We start from the raw sequence: 17,964 nt of genomic DNA on the forward strand, positions 1-17,964 counted from the left end.
ACACCACCTGAGACCAATCACCACCAACGTCCTGACCGGAAAACTCGGGGGTTCGACGGGCATGGCGATGTGGCCCCTGGGGCTGTGCCGACGGGGTTGAGGGGCGGTGCGGTGGTGTGTCAGGCGCCTGCCGGGGTGAGGGTGACGTCGTGGCCGAGGGCGGTGAGCTGGCGGACGAGGTCGCGGGTCTTGCGGGCGGGATCGAGGTTCTTGGTGTGCCAGTCGGGGCCGAGGTCGCGGTAGCGGGCGGTGGGGTCGTTCAGGAGGTGCCAGACCGTGACCAGGATGGAGCGGGCGACGGCGACCAGTGCTTTGAGGTGGCCTCGGCGTTTGACGATGCGGCGGTAGCGGGCGCCGAGGAAGGTGTCGGTGCGGGCGGCGGAGATGGCGGCTTCGCCGAGTGCTCCGCGCAGCCAGGGGTTGCCTTTGCCGGCGGGTCCGGAGGTGTTCTTCGGGCCGGACTGGAAGGTGCGTGGGGATAGGCGGGCCCAGGAGGCCAGGTGGTCGGCGGTGGGGAACACGCTCATGTCGGTGCCGATCTCGGCGAGGATGACCTGGGCGGTGGCCGGTCCCACCCCGGGGATCTCGTCCAGGCGCTCGACGTCGGTCAGCGGCATCAGCATGCCCTGACCGGGCCGGTCGTCGTCCCTGTCACCGTCCCTGTCGTCGTGGGTCGTGGACAGCTCGGTGAGACGGGTGGTGATGCGGGCGGTGAGCTTGTCGATCTGCATGGTGAGGTAGTCGACGGTGTCCAGCAGCATCCGCAGCATGAACGCGTGGTGTTCCTCGAACCCGCCCGCCAGTGCCTCTTGAAGGGCCTGGGGGCTGGCTTTGATGGTGCCGTGTGCCAGGTCGGCCAGGGCCCTGGGGCTGCGTTCGCCCGCGATCAGCGCCTCGAGCATCGCGCGGCCGGAGACGCCGAAGATGTCGGAGATCACCGAGGACAGCTTGATCTGCGCGTCCTCCAGGAGCTTCTCCGCGCGCTGCTTGTGCCGGGTGCGCTCGTGGGTGAGGACCGCGCGGGAACGGGTCAGGTCCCGCAGCTCCCGCACCGGCTTTGGCGGCACGAACGAGGCTCTGAGCATGCCGCGTTCGGCGAGCTTGGCCAGCCACACCGCATCGAGCCTGTCGGTCTTCGGGCGGCCAGGCACGTTCTTCACGTCACGCGCGTTGACCAGCCAGCATTCAAGCCCCCGCGCCTCCAGGAGAAAGAAGAACGGCTTCCAGTACGTCGAGGTCGCTTCCATGACCACCCGGGTGACGCCCTGGCATATCAGGTGGTCCGCGAGATCCAGGATGGCGCCGCTGGTCGCGGCCACGTGCCACACACGCTGTACTCTCCGGCCGGGCTTGTCCTCGTGCGGCACCCGGGTGCACACCATCCCGGATGCCTTGGCGATATCGATCGCCGCGACCCGCTCCACCAGCTCCGGTCCCTGCTCGCTCTCCTCGGCATCCGTCTCCGCCACGGGCGCGTGCCCCTTCCCCCTCGTTCCGTTCGTACAGGCGGCGCCCGCCCCAAGGGGCCACGGGGAAGACGAAATCTGACCGGCGTGCTCTACGGCAACAAGGCAAGGCCCCGCAGCGGCCCCTGCACCAGACTGACCTACGGGCTTGGTGTCCCAACGAGCAACCGGAGTCGGCGAGCGGGCGCCGCGATCATGTTTTCACGCCGGCAAGGCGTTCCCCGACAGGGACCAGAAGGGCTGACCTGCATAAATAACACCCATAGCAGGTGGGCAACATGATCGAACCTCATTCGGGACGAAGAGGTCGTGGGTTCAAATCCCGCCACCCCGACAGCTGAAACACCAGATCAGGGGCCTGATCCGCGAGAGCGGGGCGGGCCCCTGAGTGGTTTCGGAGATCGCTTGGGAGAATCCTGGGAGACTGTGCGGGACGACGGCGCTGGTCTCGGTGGCCGGGGTCACCGCCGCCGTTCTTGTCGTGGCGGTGATGCGGCGTCGCCGCACGGCAGAGCTGGTCGGCGTGCTCGATCGCCGAAGTGGCGCAGCCGGTTCCGCTCCGGCGTCAGCACACGGCTGGAGAGGGCCATGAACCGAGTGCTGTGCGGGGAGCGGTTCGTCACAGCGGTGATCGCCGAGATCCGGGAGGACCGGACCGTGGCCCTGCTCAACTACGGCCATCCGTCCCCGCCGATGATCCACTCCGACGGCACGGCACGCTTCCTTGCGCCCAAGACGCGAGCGATGCCACTCGGACTCGGCATGCGTGGAGCGCAGTCACCCGAGACGCTGAGCACCGCGTTCCACCCCGGCGACCTGCTCCTGCTCGACACGGACGGCGTCAGCGAAGCCCGGGGCGGCCGGGGAGAGTTCCATCCGCCCGGCTCCCGGCTCCGCCTGCTGAACGCCGACAGCCCCGAACTCGCCCTCGACGCCCTGCACAGCGACATCGTCGCGTACGTCGGCGGGCCGCTCGGGGACGGCGCCGCCATGTTGCTGCTGCACTACCGCGCATGACTTCCCCCCTTCCCGCGCACGGTACAAAGGTTCGTATGCGAGAGCACGAGGGGTCCGACCCGGTCCAGGACGACATCGAAGCCGTCACGCGTGCCGTGCTGACAGCCTCGCGGCTACTCGTCGCGGTCTCGGCCCGGTCGCTGGCGACGGTCGAGGAGAGCATCACGCTGCCGCAGTTCCGGATGCTCGTGGTGCTGTCCACCCGCGGGCCGTCGAAGCTGGTGGCCTTGGCCGACCACCTCGGCGTACAGCCGTCCACCGCCATGCGGATGGTGGACCGGCTGATCGCCTCTGGCCTGACGGCCCGTCGGACGAACCCGGCCAACCGCCGCGAGACCGTCCTGCGCCTCACCGAGGAGGGGAGCCGCGTCGTCCAGGACGTGACCTCCCGACGGCGTGAGGAGATCACGGCCGTTCTCCGTCGCCTCGACCCCGCTCAGCGCACCGCTCTCGTGGAGGCTCTCGGCGCCTTCAACTCTGCCGGTCAGGAACCGGCCTTCGGCGACGGGGACATGGGCCCGCACCCCCTCGGCTGGTCCGACTGGGCAGACGACGGCACGCAGTAGGACCGCACGACGGCGACAAAGCAGACCACGGTGAACGCCAGCATCAGCATCACCGTCCTGCCGAGTCCCCACAACAGTGCGCCGGGCCCTTCGATGCCGCGCGGAGCCACTCGCCCCGCCGGGTCGTAGACCATACCGATCAAGTCCCCCGGAGCCACGGAAGGGCCGCATCCCCTCCACAGCCTCGCCCCGACGGGAGAGCCGTCCTGGTGGCGGACGGAGCAGTAGTACGCGGGGCTGCCCGTCGGCTCGTGCGCGACCACCGTCACGACCACGTCCTGGGTGCGCCCCGCCCCGGTCAACACGGCCTCCGTTGCCACCCCCGAGACGCCGGGGGAGAGCAGGATCCCGAGTAGCGCGGTCCCTGCCACCAGCAAATGCCCCGCCCGGGTGATCAGGAGGTAGAGCGTGACGGCGGCCACGGCCACCGCGACAGCGGCCACGGCTTGGGCCGGTGACATGCCGACGAGGACGGCCACTGTGCCGGAACCGGCGACCAGTGCGGTGCTCGTGGCAGCGACCACGAGGCCCTCGGTCACCAACCACAGCGGGGGACTGCCCTCGTACGCAGCGGAGCCGAGGAGCCTGTCGCTCAGTCGTGCCCACGCCCTCACATTTAGACTATGCAATGGTTCAGCCTCATCGAGTAACACTCACCCACCAGCTGTTATCGAACCGAAGCTGCCCGGCATCCGCACCCGGGCCGGGAACCGCCGCATGCATTCCACACGCCGGCGCCCCCGTCATCCCTCCGGCTGGGAGACGCCGCCTCCTGCGGCTCCCGATCCATCTCTTCCGCGGCGGTTCCGGCCGACCGTTCCGAGGACGCCTGCTGCTCCTCATCCACACAGGCCGGACATCAGGCCGTTCGCATGAGGTGGTCCTGGAAGTGGTCGCCCGCGACCGCGATCAGGACACATGGGCCGTCGCCTCCGGATTCGGTCCGGAGGCCCGGTGGTACCGGAACCTCCGCCACACCCCCAGGTGACGATCCGGTTCGATCGTCATCGCAGGTGGCCACCGCGCGTTTCCCCGTCCCGGAGGAAGGAGGCCGGATCATGACCGAGTACGCCCGCCGGCGCCCACGGGCCGCACGCACCCTCTGCCACTGCGTGGGCTTCACGGTCGACGGCAGTGAGCCGCCTACCGCTCGGCGGGTGAGCGAATCCCGTTCGTCCGCTTGGAGGCATCGGCACGCACTTCCACGTCGGCGGCCTCCGAGCGGTCCTCGGTCCGCTCTCCTCCGGTCTCGACGAGGTCGTCGACGTGGAAGAGGCGGGCGATCGGGACGTCCGTGCTGCTGTGGGCGATGATCGAGAAGGCGATACAGACCGCGATGAGCGTGTACGCCTCCTGTCCCTGCGGGATGCCGGCCTGGAGGACCAACAGGCCGTACACGACCGAAGCGAACCCCTTCGGGCCGAACCAGGCCGCGACCAGCTTCTCCCTCCGGTCGATCCTCGTCCCCCACAGAGACAGCAGCAGCGACCCGGGCCGGATCAGTGCGATCGCGAGGATCACCGCCACGTACCCGCCGAAGGAGAGGTCGCCGAACAGCTGCGGAGTGAGCAGCGCGCCGAACACGAGGAGGGCGGCGAACTTGGCAAGCTCCGCAAGCGCCTCGCCCAGTGGCTCGAACGCCTTCTGGGACTCCGGCGAGACGGCCACGAGGACCGCGCCCGCGGAGAAGGCGGCGAGGTAGGGGTTGGCGTGGGTGAGGTGGCAGGCGGCGTAGAGGATGACGCCGGTGGCCAACGGCAACAGCGGCTGGAGCTTGGGTTCGGCGCCGAGGAACCTCACCCGGGTGAGCAGGGTGACGAGCAGCGGCAGAGCCACGCCGAAGGCGAGACCGAGCCCCAGCTCCAGACCGATCTTCCCGAAGGACGCCTCGGCGTGGGGCGAGGTCGGGCCGGCAGCGGCGATGAGGATCAGGACGACGGGGAGGGCGAGCCCGTCGTTGATACCGCTTTCCACGTTGAGGAGTTCACGCAGCCGGGAGGGAACCTCCTTGCGGCCCACGATCGCTGAGGCGAACACCGGGTCGGTCGGCGCGAGAACGGCTCCGACCAGGAAGGACGTCGTCCAGTCCAGACCCACCAGGTAGTGGGTGATCAGCGCCGTCCCCACGCAGGCGAGCGGCATACCCAAGCCCAGAGCCCGTACCGGATTGCGCCAGTTGGCACGCAATTTGGCGAACGAGACGTGCATCCCGTCCGTGAACAGCACCGCGAACAGAGCCAGATCTGCGGTGACCGACACGATCTCGCTCTCGGGCGTGATGTGGATCAGCCCGAGGAAACCGTCACTGACCAGTGCCCCGCCGACGAGGAAGAGCAGCGAGGTGGAGAGTACGGTGCGGGCGGCGAGCCCTGACAGCAGGACCGCGACGAGCAGCGCGGCTCCAAAGACGGCAACGAGCACCATGGCAGAAGTCCCCCTGTCGGCAGGTGAAAACAGAGACGTCTCCTCTGTTCGCCGACCAGGCTTCCCGGCACACCGCTACCGACCTTATACGTTCCTTACCCATCATTGACAGACCCTTGACACACAACGAGAACGGAGCGGACTTGCCGGTGCTCGGCAAATGCGCACCCCACCCACCCGGCAGTCGGCGACGGAGCCGTACTCACCGCGGGCAGCCACGCCTTTCGGCCGAGGCGGCAGCGAAACGCACCAGCCACTGCTGCGGGTCGCCGACAGCTCCCCGCCTCGCCGGCTCAGCGCCGCCCGACGCCCCGGACGGCCTGAAGCGGACGAGCTTGCAGGACGCCGTCTCCATGGCCCCACGGCATGTGTGCTGACGCATCAGCGCGCCCTTCACACTGCCCGGGTACCGGGGCCCAGATAGATCTCCTGCTTGGCCGACGCCCCGTAGTACGCGGTGGTGGCCTCCCCCAGCGGGCCCCCACCGAGCACGACTCGGTCGGCGCTCGCCCGGCCGGCTTCTCCGTTGCGCATCTCACGTACGGCGGTGCGAATGACCAGGACGGCGACCACGACAGCCGTGCCCAGGAGCACGTGACCCGCGTCGCCCGTGATCACCGGCTGCCACCCGCCGGCCCCGTCCGGTAGATGTCGGGGATGCCGTCCGCGTCCTCGTCACGCTCTTCGTCCTCGCACAAGCGCCGGTAGAGGCGGTTGCGGCGCCGTAGCAGCGCGGCGGCGAGGGCGGCGGCGGCAAGGGAACCGATCAGGACGGCGGCCTTGATGTGCTCGGCCTCGGCGGCGTCCGGGAAGGCGAGTTCACCGATGAGGAGGGCGACGGTGAAGCCGATCCCGGCCAGCGCGGCGAGCCCGAACACATCGGCCCAGGCGAGATCGGGGTTGAGCTGGGCCCGGGTGAAGCGGGCAGCGAGGTAGGTGCCGAGGAAGATGCCGAGGATCTTGCCCACGACCAGCCCCAGGAAGACCCCGAGGGGCTCCGGGTCGGTGAAGACGTGGGCGAGCGCGGCGCCGGAGATGCCGACTCCGGCTGCGAAGAGCGCGAAGAGAGGGACGGCCACGCCCGCGGAGAAAGGATGGACGAGGTGGGAGACCCGTGCACCCGGGGAAGCCTCCTCGCCCTTGTCGCGGGTGGTGCGCAGGATGAGGCCCATGGCGACACCGGCGACGGTGGCGTGGACACCCGAGTTGTACATCAGCGCCCAGGTCGCGATGCCGAGCGGCACGTACCACCACCAACCACGCACGCGGAAGCGCTGGAGAGCGTAGAAGAGAAGCAGGCCGGCGAACGCCCCGCCGAGTGCCCAGAAGTTGAGGTCGCTGGTGAAGAAGATCGCGATGATGAGGATGGCGCCGAGGTCGTCGACGACGGCGAGGGTGAGCAGGAACGCCCGCAGGGCGGAGGGCAGATGGGTGCTGATGACGGCGAGGACGGCGAGGGCGAAGGCGATGTCGGTGGCCATGGGGACGGCCCAGCCGTCGAGGCTGCCGCCGCCCGATGCGGCGACGGCGGTGTAGACGCCCGCCGGTACCACCATGCCGCACAGGGCCGCGATCACGGGCAGGGCCGCCGTGGCGGGGGTGCGCAGCTCGCCGACGACGAGTTCACGCTTCAGCTCGATGCCGGCGACCAGGAAGAAGATCGCGAGGAGGCCGTCGGCGGTCCAGTGGGCGACCGACAGGTCCAGGCCCAGGGCGGGGATGCCGAAGTGGAAGTCCCGTACGGACTCGTACGCTTCGCTCCACGGGCTGTTCGCCCACACCAGCGCGACGACTGCCGCCGCCAGGAGGACCAGACCGCCGACCGTCTCCGTCCGCAGGGCCTCGCCGATCGCCTGGCGCTCCGGCCAGGGCAGTAGTCCGAAGATGGTCTTGCGCGGGCGTGCCTGGGTCATGGGGGGGAAGCCTCCGGGGCATGTCGACAGATGGGCGCAGAGGCCCCTCGGACGCCGACCAGACTTCCCGGCACACCAGCATCATGTTGATGCGTTCTTAACACCCTATCGGGTGGCCGGGGGTCTCACCAGGCGTCTCTCACCTGCTGAAACAAGAGCGAAGGGCCCTGTCCCCACCAAGGCGCGAGGTGGGGTCAGGGCCCTTGCGGAGGGCCGCCGGGGGCGGTCAGACGGTGGCCTTCACCGGCTCCTGGTCGGTGTCGTCGTCCGTGTCGAGGCCGGCGTCGCGCTTCTTCACGAAGGCGAGGAAGGAGTTCAGCTCGCGCTTGACGACGGGGGCGAGGAGGTACAGGCCGATGATGTTGATGACGGCGAGCATGAAGAGCACCGCGTCGGCCATGTCGATCAGGGTCTGCAGGGTCAGCAGGGAGCCGGCCACCGCGAACAGGGTGTAGAAGACCTTGAAGGTCGCCTCGCTGGCGCGGGAACGGCCGAACAGGTGGGTCCACGCCTTCATGCAGTAGTAGCCCCAGGTCAGTACCGTGGAGATGGCGAACAGCATCACCGCGATGGTCAGGATGTAGGGGAACCACGGCATGACGGTGGCGAAGGCGTCCGAGGTGATGGTGACGCCGCCGATGGACTCGCCGCCCTGACGGACCTCGACATAGCTGGCGGGGTTGGCGATGACGATGGTCAGCGCGGTCATGGTGCAGATGACCACGGTGTCGATGAACGGCTCCAGCAGGGCGACCAGGCCCTCGCTGGCGGGGTGCTTGGTCTTGACCGCGGAGTGGGCGATCGGGGCGGAGCCCAGACCGGCCTCGTTGGAGAAGGCAGCCCGCTTGAAGCCGACGATCAGGGCGCCGAGGACACCACCGGCGACACCCTGCGGGTTGAACGCGCCCTCGATGATCGTGGAGACCGCGGCGGGGACGGCGGTGACGTGGACGGCGATGACGACGAGGCAGGCGGCGATGTAGATGCCGGCCATGGCCGGGATGAGCTTGCTGGTGACGGAGGCGATGGAGCGGATGCCGCCGAGCAGCACGATGCCGACGAGGGCCGCGATCAGGATGCCGAAGAACAGCGCGCCCGCGGACCCGCCCATCAGGCCGTCCTCGCCGCCGGTGACGGAGACCAGCTGAGCGTAGGACTGGTTGACCTGGAAGAGGTTGCCGCCGAACAGGCCGAAGAACAGCACGAAGAACGAGGCGAGGACGGCGAGGACCTTGCCGAGGGTCTTGCCGTTCTTGCCGAAACGCTCGGCGAGGCCCTTGGGCAGGTAGTGCATCGGTCCGCCGGAGACGGATCCGTCGGCGTGCACCTCGCGGTACTTCACACCGAGCGTGACCTCGACGAACTTCGTGGCCATGCCGAGCAGACCGCAGAGGATCATCCAGAACGTGGCACCCGGGCCACCGATGGAGACGGCGACGGCCACACCGGCGATGTTGCCGAGACCGACCGTGCCGGACACGGCGGCGGTCAGCGCCTGGAAGTGGTTGACCTCGCCGGTCGACCCCTTCTCGTCGTACTTGCCCCGCACCACGTTCACGGCGAGGCGGAACTTGCGCAGTTGGACGAGACCGAACCATCCGGTGAAGACCAGACCGGCGACGACGAGCCAGGCCACGATGAGGGGAAGCTCCGTACCCCCGACGGGGACGGAGTAGAAGACGACCTCGCCCAGCCACGTGGCAATGGGCTCGAAGAATCCGCTGACCGCCTTGTCGACGGACTGGGTGAAGGAATCGAGTGACACGGCGGGGACCTCAGTAACGCAGGACCGGCGAGCGGGAGGCTGCGCCAGTGGATGTGCGGGCTTTGAGCGAACGCCGTTGTCCGATCAGCGACCCGAGGGTCGACGTCCACGGACTCGGAACGTGATCACCTTGGTCGTGCTGCCGGTGCATGCCGGCACTGCGCAGGGATGGTGAGGGGTGGTGCCACCTGCGCAGTTGCGTATTCCTACCACGACATCCACCGCACAACGGGTGGCGCACATCACACCACGCACGGTAATCCTCGAAAGCCCCAGCAAGCGTGATGTGACCGTTATCCGGACACGGGTATCCGTTCACAGTGCACTTATCTCCGCAAGATCAGGAGCCACACCGCTCTACGCACATGTCGGCAGACGTATGCACCGGCTCGCGGCTCCCGGCCTGAGTCACCTCGGCCGTCGACCGCGCCAGACCGGTTCGTGAATGACGGCCGGCCTCTGTGCGAAGTCCGGATCCCCGCTCCGGCCGGTGAAAGCCCCGGGAGTCGTCAGCAGGCGTAGCCGCGGTTGATCACATAGAAGCAAGTGCCCCAGACCACTGACGCCACCGACCCATCACGATCGGTTTGTCCCCGCGCAGTGAGGATCACGGCCACCGCCTCACTGGCGCAGACGGGCGTCAGGACACCGGTCCACCACCAGCGGTTCCGCCGGGCAGCGGCATTCAGACCGATCCCCACGTCGGAGACGGCCACCTCCTGTGTCAGTTCTGACGAGGCTCGGGATCACAGACATCAGCGCAACGTGCGGCGTGCCGTCCGGAGGGGCGGGCCACGAGGTGGCGCGGATCGGCAGCCCGGGTGATCGCGGCCTCGACGGCCGTGATGCGGTCGGCGAGCAGGCCGAGGGCGGCGACCGCACGGCTCAGAGGGTCCTCGGCGGCGCCGCCGAGCGACCGGGTGCGGACGAAGGCGGCGGTGACCTCCGACCAGCGTTCGCGCTGCGCCCCGGTGAGCGTGCCGCGCAGCGCGCCGAGCTTGAGCAGGTTGGCCTCGGCGTCGATGGTGAGGGTCTGGGCTTCGGCGGTGTAGTGGTCGCCGATGACGGCTGCCAGCTCGGCGTCGTTCATGGCAGGTGAGATACGGGCGGCGATCTTGTTCATGTTCCGGTACGAGCCCTGGAGCCGGAAGGGCGGCTCGGTGCGGGCGTCGTCGGACTGGGCCGCGGAGGCGATGTAAGCCGCGTTGACAGCGAGGACGGTCTCGCGGGCGGTCATCAGGCGGCGCAGTACGGCGAGGATCCGGTCGAGTTCGGCGGGGGCGTAAGGGTGGACGAGCCGGTCCCGGCGCGCGGTCGGATCGCCCGTCGCCAGCCGGGTCAGGAGCTCGAGGTCGGCCCTGTCGCGACCGGCGAGCGGGGCGAGGACGGGGTTGGAGATGAGGGCGTTCTCGACGAAGCTGAGCGCGAAGGCGTCCTCCTTGCCGGTCAGCACGTCACCGAGGTTCCAGACGTCGGCGCGGTTGGCGAGCATGTCCGGTACACGGAACCGCTGCCCGGACTCGGTGTAGGGGTTGCCGGCCATACAGACGGCGAAGCGCTTGCCGCGCAGGTCGCGGCCGTTCAGGGTGCGGGTGGCGTCGCAGAGGGGGATGAACTTCTGCAGGAACTCCGGCGAGGTGTGCTGGATGTCGTCGACGTACAGCAGGACGTTGCTGCCCGCCGTAAGCGCGAAGGCGATCTTCTCCAGCTCCCGGCGGGCTGCTGCGTCAGGCGCTTCGGCGGGGTCGAGGGAGGCCGTGTTCTGGCCGAGGGCGGGTCCGTCGACCTTGACGAGCAGCAGGCCGAGGCGCTCGGCGACGTACTCGATCAGCGTGGTCTTGCCGTAGCCGGGCGGGGACAGGAGCAGCAGCAGGCCGTGGGAGTCGGTCCGCTTGGCGTCTCCCGTCGCGCCGAGCTGCTTGGCGAGGTTGTCACCGATCAGGGGCAGGTAGACCTCGTCGACGAGCCGGTTGCGGACGAATGACGACATGACCCGGGGCCGGTACTCGTCCACGCGCAGCCGAGCGCGCTCGGCCGCGACGATTTCCGCCCGCCGCCGCTGGTAGGCGCGGAAGGCGGGCACGTCCCGCTCGGCGAAAGCCCGCGTCCTGGCCAGGTATTCCTCCAGGCGCAGTTCCATGGCGCTTCCCGCCACACGGGGGTGGGCGCCGAGGAGTCCGGTGACCGTCGTCGTGGTCGCAGCGGCCACCTCGTAGCGGTCGAGATCCGGACTGAGCTCGATGGCGACGGCCTCGGCCAGTACGCCCTCGTCGAGCTGCTCGCCGGAGGCGGACGCGTACGAGGTGAGCCACGCCTCGACGAACTGTCGCCGCGCGTGCGGCTCCGTGAGAGCAGCGAGGGTCTCGTCGTACGCCGAGTCGCCGACGGCACGGCGGAACTTGTCCAGCAGTGTGTGCGCCTCGTGGGCGACGGCGAAGCCCGTCGGACCGGCGGCCAGTTCCTCGAGCAGATACTCGGCGGCGGTCGCGTCGCCGATCTCCTCGGCCAACTCCTGACGCAGTCCGTCCAAGGCCGCTGCCGAACCGAAGAGATCGCGGGCCTGGGTCAGTGACACCGCACGGTGGGTCCACTGCTCGCGTGCCTCGGCATCGGTGGAGCAGGACCAGAAGGTCTGGGCGACCGCGCGCGTCTTCCCCGGGTACCTGAGGAGTCCGGCGCCCTCGTACAACCCGAGCACCGCCTCCAGGATCATCACCGCGTCGTCGTCGTGGACGCCGCGCTCGTACCCCTCGTCGTAGGCGGCCTCGGCCGTCCGTCGCGCGAGTTCGGCGATGTCCGCGTCGGCCAGGCCGTCCGGCCCGTGTTCGGTGAGCAGGCGGGCTGCCAGGTGCTCGGCGCGGTAGACGTCCGGCGACTCGGACGGCAGCGTCCGGGGCCAGTAGGGCCGGGTCGCGGCGAACTCCGGGTCGGTGACGGGGGCGCGGTAGTCGGTTCCGGTCAGCGCGAAGGCGAGAGTGTCCTCGTGCGGGACCAGCGTGAGCTCGGGGGCTTGCCGGTTGACGGCGAAGCGGTGCCGGCCGAGCCGGATCGTGTCGCCGCCGTCGGAGAACAGGTCGGTACGGTCCCGCAGGACACGACCGGCCTCCTGGCGGGCGGCTGCGATCCTGCCGTCCAGCTCCTCCGCCCTTACCCGGTCCCCGAGTTCGCGCAGTTCCGCCGCGATGCGCCGGACCTTGGCGACCATCGGGTCGGAGGCGAAGTACGTGTGCACCGCGTCGAGGTCGCCCAGGGTGGAGATGCGCCGCACGATCGCCTCGAGCACCCGGCCCGCCGACTCCGCAAGCCGCTCCGCGCGGCGGGCGCGGGTGTCCTGGAGGGACTGTTTGCGTGCCGTGAAGGCGTCGTAGATCTCGGTCCGCTTGTCGCCGATGTCGGCCAGGAAGCCGTCGTGCTCGGTGAAGCGGGACTCCAGGTTCTCCAGCTGGAGCAGCAGGCGGCCGAGCTGGTCGTCGCAGTGCTCCGGGGTGTCCGCCGCAGCCAGGGCACCGGTGACGGCCTGGCCCAGCAGGCCGAGCTCGGCGGCGAACTCCGCCCTGCCTTCCTTGTCGAGGAGTTCGGTACGTCGGGAGGCGAGGGCGGCACGGGCGCGGTTGAGCGAGCCGAGGACGTCGGCGATCCGCTCCAGGATCGAGGTGCGCACGGTCGCGTCGCCGATGTCGAAGCCGGCGATGATCTCGCTGAGCGTCCGGAGACCGAGGGTGTGCTCGTCGAGCCGGTCACCGAGCGGGAGAGCAGCGGCTACGGTGGTCAGCTCCCCAGCCTCCGTGGCGAGCCGCTCGGCGCTCCGGTGGTGGCCGGCGAAGGCGTCCTCGCGCTGGAGGAACGTGACGGCGCGCTGCGCGGCCGAGGCGATGTCGGCCTCGACGTCCCCGGCGAGGCTGTCGATCCTCTCCGTGTCGGCGTACCGCAACTCCTTCAGGGTCACCAGGTGGCCCTGCGCCTGGCGGAGTTCGGTGATCCGTGCGATCCACTCCTCGGCCGTGGCGGGCGCCTCGCCCCGGATGCGCCGGACCAGCCGGGAGATCCGCTGGGCGGACTCGGCCAGCGCCTCGGCCGCCTGCCGGGTGAGTGTCGCCACGGTCTCGAACTCGTCGAGGACCTGTGCGGCAGTGCCCTTCAACTCGGCCAGCGGGCCGTGCAGGTCCCCGGTCTCCGGGTCGCCCAGCCAGTGGTGGAGGTCGGCCGCCCGTTCGCATGCGGCGACGAGCGACTCGTACACCGCACCGGCGGGCGCCGGTGCGGTCGCCTGCCGGGCGATGGCGAGGCAGTCGGAGATGCCCCGGACGAGGTCCGCGTTGCCGATGCGAGCCAGCGGTCCGTCGCCCGCGGGCGACACGTGGGTGTCCGCCACGTACGGGGTATGCCAGATCTGGACCGGGTGCACGCGGCCGGGCTCCCCGTCCTCGGCACGCAGCACGACCATCGTTCCGTCGTCGAGAAGCGCGTATCCGCGACACGGGACCGGGGTGGCGATCTCCTTGCGGATCAGGTTGTACGCGAGAAGCAGGCCCCGTCCGGACTCCTGGGAGTGGAAGACGAAGAGGATGTCCTCACCGTTGGGCGAGCGGATCACCCGCTCGAAGGTCAGCCCCGCCGTGTCCGTGTCGAAGGTCTTCACCGTGCCGGAGGCGAGGCAGTAGCCGCCGGGGAACACGAGACCCTCGTCCTCGGGCAGCCGCAGACACGCCTGTCCGATGCCGTCCAGTCTGACCACGGCCCCGGTCAGGGAGTCGAAGACGAGATACCGGCGGATCTCCTCCTTGTACGGGCGGACACGCACGACGATCAGCGCACCCACCGTCGCGTACGCGACCTCCGCGTCGGCCAGGGACTGCAGCGGCTCGTCGACCGGCTCGCTGTGGACGCCTTCGCCGGTCTCGGTGTCGTTCTCCGTCTTCACCGTCAACGCCCCGCCGACCGTGGACACGAAGAGGCGGCCGGCGAGCGAGATGTGCGGGTGCCGGCCCAGCACGTGGTCGTCGCGAGTCGTCTCCACCCAGTCGACGTCGTGGGCGGGCGGCAAGACGTGGTCGCGCTCACCCTGGGCGTCGAGAAAGCGCGTCTCGCCCGGCCCGACGGACCAGCGCAGCACCCGGAGGTCGTCGGCCTGCTCCCCCGTCTGGAAGACGGCGAGCAGTCGCCCCTCCAGGCGGCGCAGCCGCAGCAGGCGCGCGCCCCGGAAGTAGCGGTGCAGGGCGGTGAACTCCCGTACGAAGTCAGGGTCGTCGAGGAGTCCGGGCACCGCGCCCTCGGGCAGCGGGTTCAGCTCGCGGTCGTACAGCGTGAAGACATCGCAGACCGAGGTCTCGCCCCGCCGAGGGGTCGTCGTGTGGCGGCCGAGGAGCAGGACGTCCTCGCCGACGGCAACGAGGTCCCGGGCCAGGCCGTTGGGCTCGGCCCGGAGGCGATCGGTGCCCGCGAGGGTCAGCTCGCCCGAACCGAATGCCGCGATCCGCTCCCGGTTGAGGGTCTCGGCGCGCCGGGCCAGCTCGCCGGCCCGCGCGATGAGGCGGTCGCGCAGCACCGCGTACGTGTCCTGGTCGATTCCGGCACTCATCTCGTTCCGCTCCTTGTACCGTTGTTTCGCGGGTCCGGTGCCGGTGACTCCCCCGTTTGCCGGCACCGGACCCGCCTTGACCGCTCCCCCGTGGGCGGTCAGCTCTTGACGGCGCCGTTCAGGACACCGGTGTCGACGGCGCTCTTCAGGACGCCCGTGTCGGCGCCCGCGTCGAGGACGCCCGACTTCATGACCTTCGCCAGCAGCGCGGACACGCTCAGGTTCTGCACGTCGGCGGTGGACAGGGAGCCGAGCACCTTCGTCAGGTCCTCCGTGAAGGAGCCGTCGCCGTTCAGCCACGGGCCGGCGAGCGCCTGCGCGGTCCGGCTGTGGTCCATGAAGCCGTCGACGGACTTGCCGAGCGCGATCGACTGCACCAGCCGGTCGAGGAAGACCGACTCGCCGCCGACGATGTTGATGTCGGCGTTCTCCAGGCCGGTCGCGAGAACCGTTGCCTGTGCCTCGGCGACCTGACGCTGGACGTCGAGCCCGGCGAGCCGGATGTCCTTCTCGGCCTCCAGGCGCAACCTGTACTCCTCGTGCGTGCGGGACGCCTCGTCGAGGGCGGCCATGGCCGCCGCCTTCTCGGTCAGCCCCGCGGCCTCGGCCTTGAGCTTCTCCCCGATCGCGGTCGCCTCGGCCAGTGCCTTTTCGCGGGTGCCGGTGGCTTCGGCGCGCAGGCGGGCCTCGGTGGCTTCCGCCTCGGCGCGGCCGGCCTTCTCGATGGCGTCGGCCTCCTTCTCCCGCACCTGCACGGCCGCGAGCCCTTCGGCGGCGGCCTCGGCCTGGATGCCCTCGGCGAGGCGGATCTTGGCGCGGGCGTCCATGTCGGCGGCCTTGTTCCGGGCCTCGGCGAGGGTGAGTTCCTCGGCGGCGCGGTGGACGGCGGCCTGCTCGGCGGCCTCGGCGGCCTTGATGTCCTTGACCAGCTTCTCCTGCGCCTCGGCCTCGGCCGCGATGATCACGGCCTGGCGCTCACGCTCGGCCTCCTCGACCGCCCGCAGCCGCTTGATGGACTCCTCCTGCTCGGCGACCGTACGGTCCACGGCGACCCGCTCCCGGATGACTTCGGCGATCTCGCGGCGCTCGGACTCGACCTCCTTGTCGGCGGAAATACGGGTCAGCTCGGTCTCCCGGTCGCGGGCGATGACTTCGAGCAGCCGGTCCTTCTCGATCCGCTCGTTCTCGATCGCGATGACCCGCTCGCGGTTCTTCTGCGCGACGGCGACCTCCCGGGCCTGGTTCTCCCGCTGGACGCCGAGCTGCTCCTCGGTGCGCAGGAAGGCGCTCTGCGCGCGCAGCCGCTCCTCCTCCACGACCCGCGCGGTCTCGGCCTCCTCCCGGGCGCGAACGGTGTCGATCTCGCGCTTCTGCTTGATCTCGGCGTCCGCCTGGCGCCGCTCCAGCTCCAGGATGGCCTCGCGTGCGTCGACGTTCTGCCGGGTGATCTCCTTCTGCTCGTTCTGGCGGTACTCGTTGGTCCGGACGTTCTCGACGGCCGTCAGCTCGGTGATCTTGCGAATACCCTGCGCGTCAAGGATGTTGCCGGGGTCGAGCTGAGAGAGCGGAGTCTGCTCCAGGTAGTCGATCGCCGCGTCCTCCAGGCTGTAGCCGTTGAGGTCGATACCGATGAGCTCGATGATCTTGAAGCGCAGCTCCTCGCGCTTGGTGTAGAGGTCGGTGAAGTCCATCTGCTTGCCGACCGACTTCAACGCCTCGGAGAACTTGGCGTTGAACAGCTCCTGAAGCGTCTCCTTGTCACTGGCGCGAGCGGTGCCGATCGCCTGGGCGACCTTGATGACGTCCTCGACGGTCTTGTTGACCCGGACGAAGAACGAGATACGGATGTCCGCCCGGATGTTGTCCCGGCAGATCAGCCCGTCCCGGCCGGTCCGGCTGATCTCGATCGTCTTCACCGAGATGTCCATGAGCTCGGCCTTGTGCAGGACCGGCAGCACGACCTGTCCCGTGAAGGTGACGTCGACCTTCCGCATCTTGGAGACGATCAGTGCCTTGCCCTGCTCCACCTTCCGGAACAGCCGGGTGACGGCGAAGAGCAGAGCGACGGCGATGAGCAGGACAACGGCGATGGATACGCCGATGCCCGGGGTGATGGCATTCATGAGAAACCCCGTGTCGATGGAAGAGATGGGGGAGCCGCGGGCTCAAGCGGCGGCGTTACGGGGGCGAGCGCCCTGAGGGTGGCCCGTCCCGGACGAACTACCGGCCTCGGCGTACGGGCGCGGCGGCGCGACGTTTTCCGCGGGTAGCGGATCGGTCCCGTTCGAGCGGGCCTGACAGACCCGGGACGCCCGACTGGGACCGCCCGGATTCATCGGGCAACAGCCGTGCCAGCGGCCGTACGAGCCGTCGCGTGACCAGCCAGGAGAGGAGTGGGGCCACCAGCAGCAGAGCCATGGAAAGCAGATGCGAAGGAAAGCCGACGGCGGCGTCCAGGAACTCCCCCATCGTTCCCCCTGCTGTCTCGACGTTTCCGGTTCCAGGCATGGGCCCGATGCCCGTGCCCTCTCGCGAGACCATTCTGGCGCAGCAGAGACCGCGTCGGCATTGCCGTGAACCGGCAGCCTTTGACGTCTTCTTGATGCCAGAGACACCCCCGAAGGGCGGCGCGCGAGTCCTGGTCCGCGCGCGTCGGGAACTCGTCAAAACGGCCCCGCCGCCCTCGGAGCGGCCCTTCCGTGGTTGCCGCGTCCGGCTGTTTCCCACGCTGAGCGACTCCTGCGGCGCAGGGTGGCGCCTGGCGGTCCGGCCGTGACACCGGATCCACGGCACGGCAAGCCGTACGACAGACGCGGCTTCGCATACGGGTCGAGATCATCGCGCTCTGGGACTGCGAGTCCGGGCAGCGAACCTACGCGTATCCGGAAGGTAACGCGCAGGGCTTCGCAGGAGGAGGCATCATCCTCCTGCTGGACGGAGTTGGGGCGCTCACGCGTCGCAGTGGCACCTCTGGCACCATGAGGCCGCCGCATACCGCCGGAGGCCGCATCAACTCGCCGGGAACGACTGGGCCGTGGCCGGCCTGAGCGCCTGGACGTTCCTGCTGATGCTCGTCCTCGGCAAGTGGGATCCGGCCCTCGGCACGTTCATCGCCGTGTGGACCCCCATCAGCCTGGCAGCCGTCGCAGTTCTGGTCCACGGTGGCAGGCGAGGTCGAGGGCGCCGGTGACAGCCGTCCGCACCCAACCAACCGCGGATCACGCACATAGGGGGA

General features: G+C 69.6%; 13 protein-coding genes. 4 read left to right on the plus strand and 9 right to left on the minus strand.

Annotated features, from left to right (window positions below):
* Positions 1 to 119 precede the first annotated feature (119 nt).
* Positions 120 to 1,469, minus strand: a complete 1,350-nt coding sequence (locus tag V1460_RS35075) for an IS110 family transposase (RefSeq protein ID WP_338671540.1) — start codon at positions 1,467 to 1,469, stop codon at positions 120 to 122.
* 585 nt (positions 1,470 to 2,054) lie between these two features.
* Here V1460_RS35075 and V1460_RS35080 point away from each other — a divergent pair.
* Positions 2,055 to 2,483 (plus strand): PP2C family protein-serine/threonine phosphatase, encoded by a 429-nt coding sequence (locus V1460_RS35080; RefSeq protein WP_338677617.1) that lies wholly within the window; start codon positions 2,055 to 2,057, stop codon positions 2,481 to 2,483.
* 35 nt (positions 2,484 to 2,518) lie between these two features.
* Complete coding sequence (locus V1460_RS35085) at positions 2,519 to 3,049, plus strand: MarR family transcriptional regulator (protein ID WP_338677618.1); 531 nt, start codon at positions 2,519 to 2,521, stop codon at positions 3,047 to 3,049.
* Here the strand turns inward: V1460_RS35085 and V1460_RS35090 are convergent.
* Positions 2,968 to 3,663 carry a hypothetical protein gene (locus V1460_RS35090; RefSeq protein ID WP_338677619.1) on the minus strand — a complete coding sequence of 232 codons (696 nt, stop codon included), beginning with the start codon at positions 3,661 to 3,663 and terminating at the stop codon, positions 2,968 to 2,970. The genes V1460_RS35085 and V1460_RS35090 overlap by 82 nt on opposite strands.
* A 14-nt stretch (positions 3,664 to 3,677) precedes the next feature.
* Here V1460_RS35090 and V1460_RS35095 point away from each other — a divergent pair, with 14 nt between their 5' ends.
* Positions 3,678 to 4,037: a nitroreductase/quinone reductase family protein gene (locus V1460_RS35095; protein ID WP_338677620.1), complete on the plus strand. Its 360-nt coding sequence runs from the start codon at positions 3,678 to 3,680 to the stop codon at positions 4,035 to 4,037.
* Positions 4,038 to 4,192: 155 nt separating this feature from the next.
* Here the strand turns inward: V1460_RS35095 and V1460_RS35100 are convergent, their stop codons facing one another.
* From V1460_RS35100 to V1460_RS35130, 7 genes are all read right to left on the minus strand, one after another.
* The gene (locus V1460_RS35100) at positions 4,193 to 5,473 is read right to left on the minus strand and encodes a cation:proton antiporter (protein ID WP_338677621.1); all 1,281 of its coding nucleotides are present in this window, start codon (positions 5,471 to 5,473) and stop codon (positions 4,193 to 4,195) included.
* Between the two features lie 393 nt (positions 5,474 to 5,866).
* The gene (locus V1460_RS35105; protein ID WP_338677622.1) at positions 5,867 to 6,091 is read right to left on the minus strand and encodes a hypothetical protein; all 225 of its coding nucleotides are present in this window, start codon (positions 6,089 to 6,091) and stop codon (positions 5,867 to 5,869) included.
* Entirely contained in the window at positions 6,088 to 7,386 is a 1,299-nt protein-coding gene (gene nhaA / locus V1460_RS35110; protein ID WP_338677623.1) for a Na+/H+ antiporter NhaA, read from the minus strand. Before nhaA ends, V1460_RS35105 begins: the two co-directional genes overlap by 4 nt.
* A gap of 226 nt (positions 7,387 to 7,612) precedes the next feature.
* Positions 7,613 to 9,151 (minus strand): alanine/glycine:cation symporter family protein, encoded by a 1,539-nt coding sequence (locus V1460_RS35115; RefSeq protein WP_338677624.1) that lies wholly within the window; start codon positions 9,149 to 9,151, stop codon positions 7,613 to 7,615.
* A 724-nt stretch (positions 9,152 to 9,875) separates the two neighbouring features.
* Complete coding sequence (locus V1460_RS35120) at positions 9,876 to 14,729, minus strand: DNA repair ATPase (RefSeq protein WP_338677625.1); 4,854 nt, start codon at positions 14,727 to 14,729, stop codon at positions 9,876 to 9,878.
* Positions 14,730 to 14,827: 98 nt separating this feature from the next.
* Positions 14,828 to 16,852 (minus strand): SPFH domain-containing protein, encoded by a 2,025-nt coding sequence (locus V1460_RS35125; RefSeq protein WP_338677626.1) that lies wholly within the window; start codon positions 16,850 to 16,852, stop codon positions 14,828 to 14,830.
* A 97-nt stretch (positions 16,853 to 16,949) separates the two neighbouring features.
* Positions 16,950 to 17,237: a hypothetical protein gene (locus V1460_RS35130; RefSeq protein ID WP_338677627.1), complete on the minus strand. Its 288-nt coding sequence runs from the start codon at positions 17,235 to 17,237 to the stop codon at positions 16,950 to 16,952.
* Between the two features lie 526 nt (positions 17,238 to 17,763).
* Between V1460_RS35130 and V1460_RS35135 the strand changes: the two genes are divergently transcribed.
* Positions 17,764 to 17,919: a hypothetical protein gene (locus V1460_RS35135; protein ID WP_338677628.1), complete on the plus strand. Its 156-nt coding sequence runs from the start codon at positions 17,764 to 17,766 to the stop codon at positions 17,917 to 17,919.
* Positions 17,920 to 17,964 lie beyond the last annotated feature (45 nt).

The sequence above is a fragment of the Streptomyces sp. SCSIO 30461 genome, from assembly GCF_037023745.1.
In the GTDB taxonomy this organism is placed as follows: domain Bacteria; phylum Actinomycetota; class Actinomycetes; order Streptomycetales; family Streptomycetaceae; genus Streptomyces.

Bases quoted from the DNA above. Each gene is read 5' to 3' on its own strand.
- V1460_RS35095 (WP_338677620.1), top strand. From the start codon at position 3,678: ATGGTTCAGCCTCATCGAGTAACACTCACCCACCAGCTGTTATCGAAC.
- V1460_RS35080 (WP_338677617.1), top strand. From the start codon at position 2,055: ATGAACCGAGTGCTGTGCGGGGAGCGGTTCGTCACAGCGGTGATCGCC.
- V1460_RS35100 (WP_338677621.1), bottom strand. From the start codon at position 5,473: ATGGTGCTCGTTGCCGTCTTTGGAGCCGCGCTGCTCGTCGCGGTCCTG.
- V1460_RS35130 (WP_338677627.1), bottom strand. From the start codon at position 17,237: ATGCCTGGAACCGGAAACGTCGAGACAGCAGGGGGAACGATGGGGGAG.
- V1460_RS35085 (WP_338677618.1), top strand. From the start codon at position 2,519: ATGCGAGAGCACGAGGGGTCCGACCCGGTCCAGGACGACATCGAAGCC.
- V1460_RS35125 (WP_338677626.1), bottom strand. From the start codon at position 16,852: ATGAATGCCATCACCCCGGGCATCGGCGTATCCATCGCCGTTGTCCTG.
- nhaA (WP_338677623.1), bottom strand. From the start codon at position 7,386: ATGACCCAGGCACGCCCGCGCAAGACCATCTTCGGACTACTGCCCTGG.
- V1460_RS35120 (WP_338677625.1), bottom strand. From the start codon at position 14,729: ATGAGTGCCGGAATCGACCAGGACACGTACGCGGTGCTGCGCGACCGC.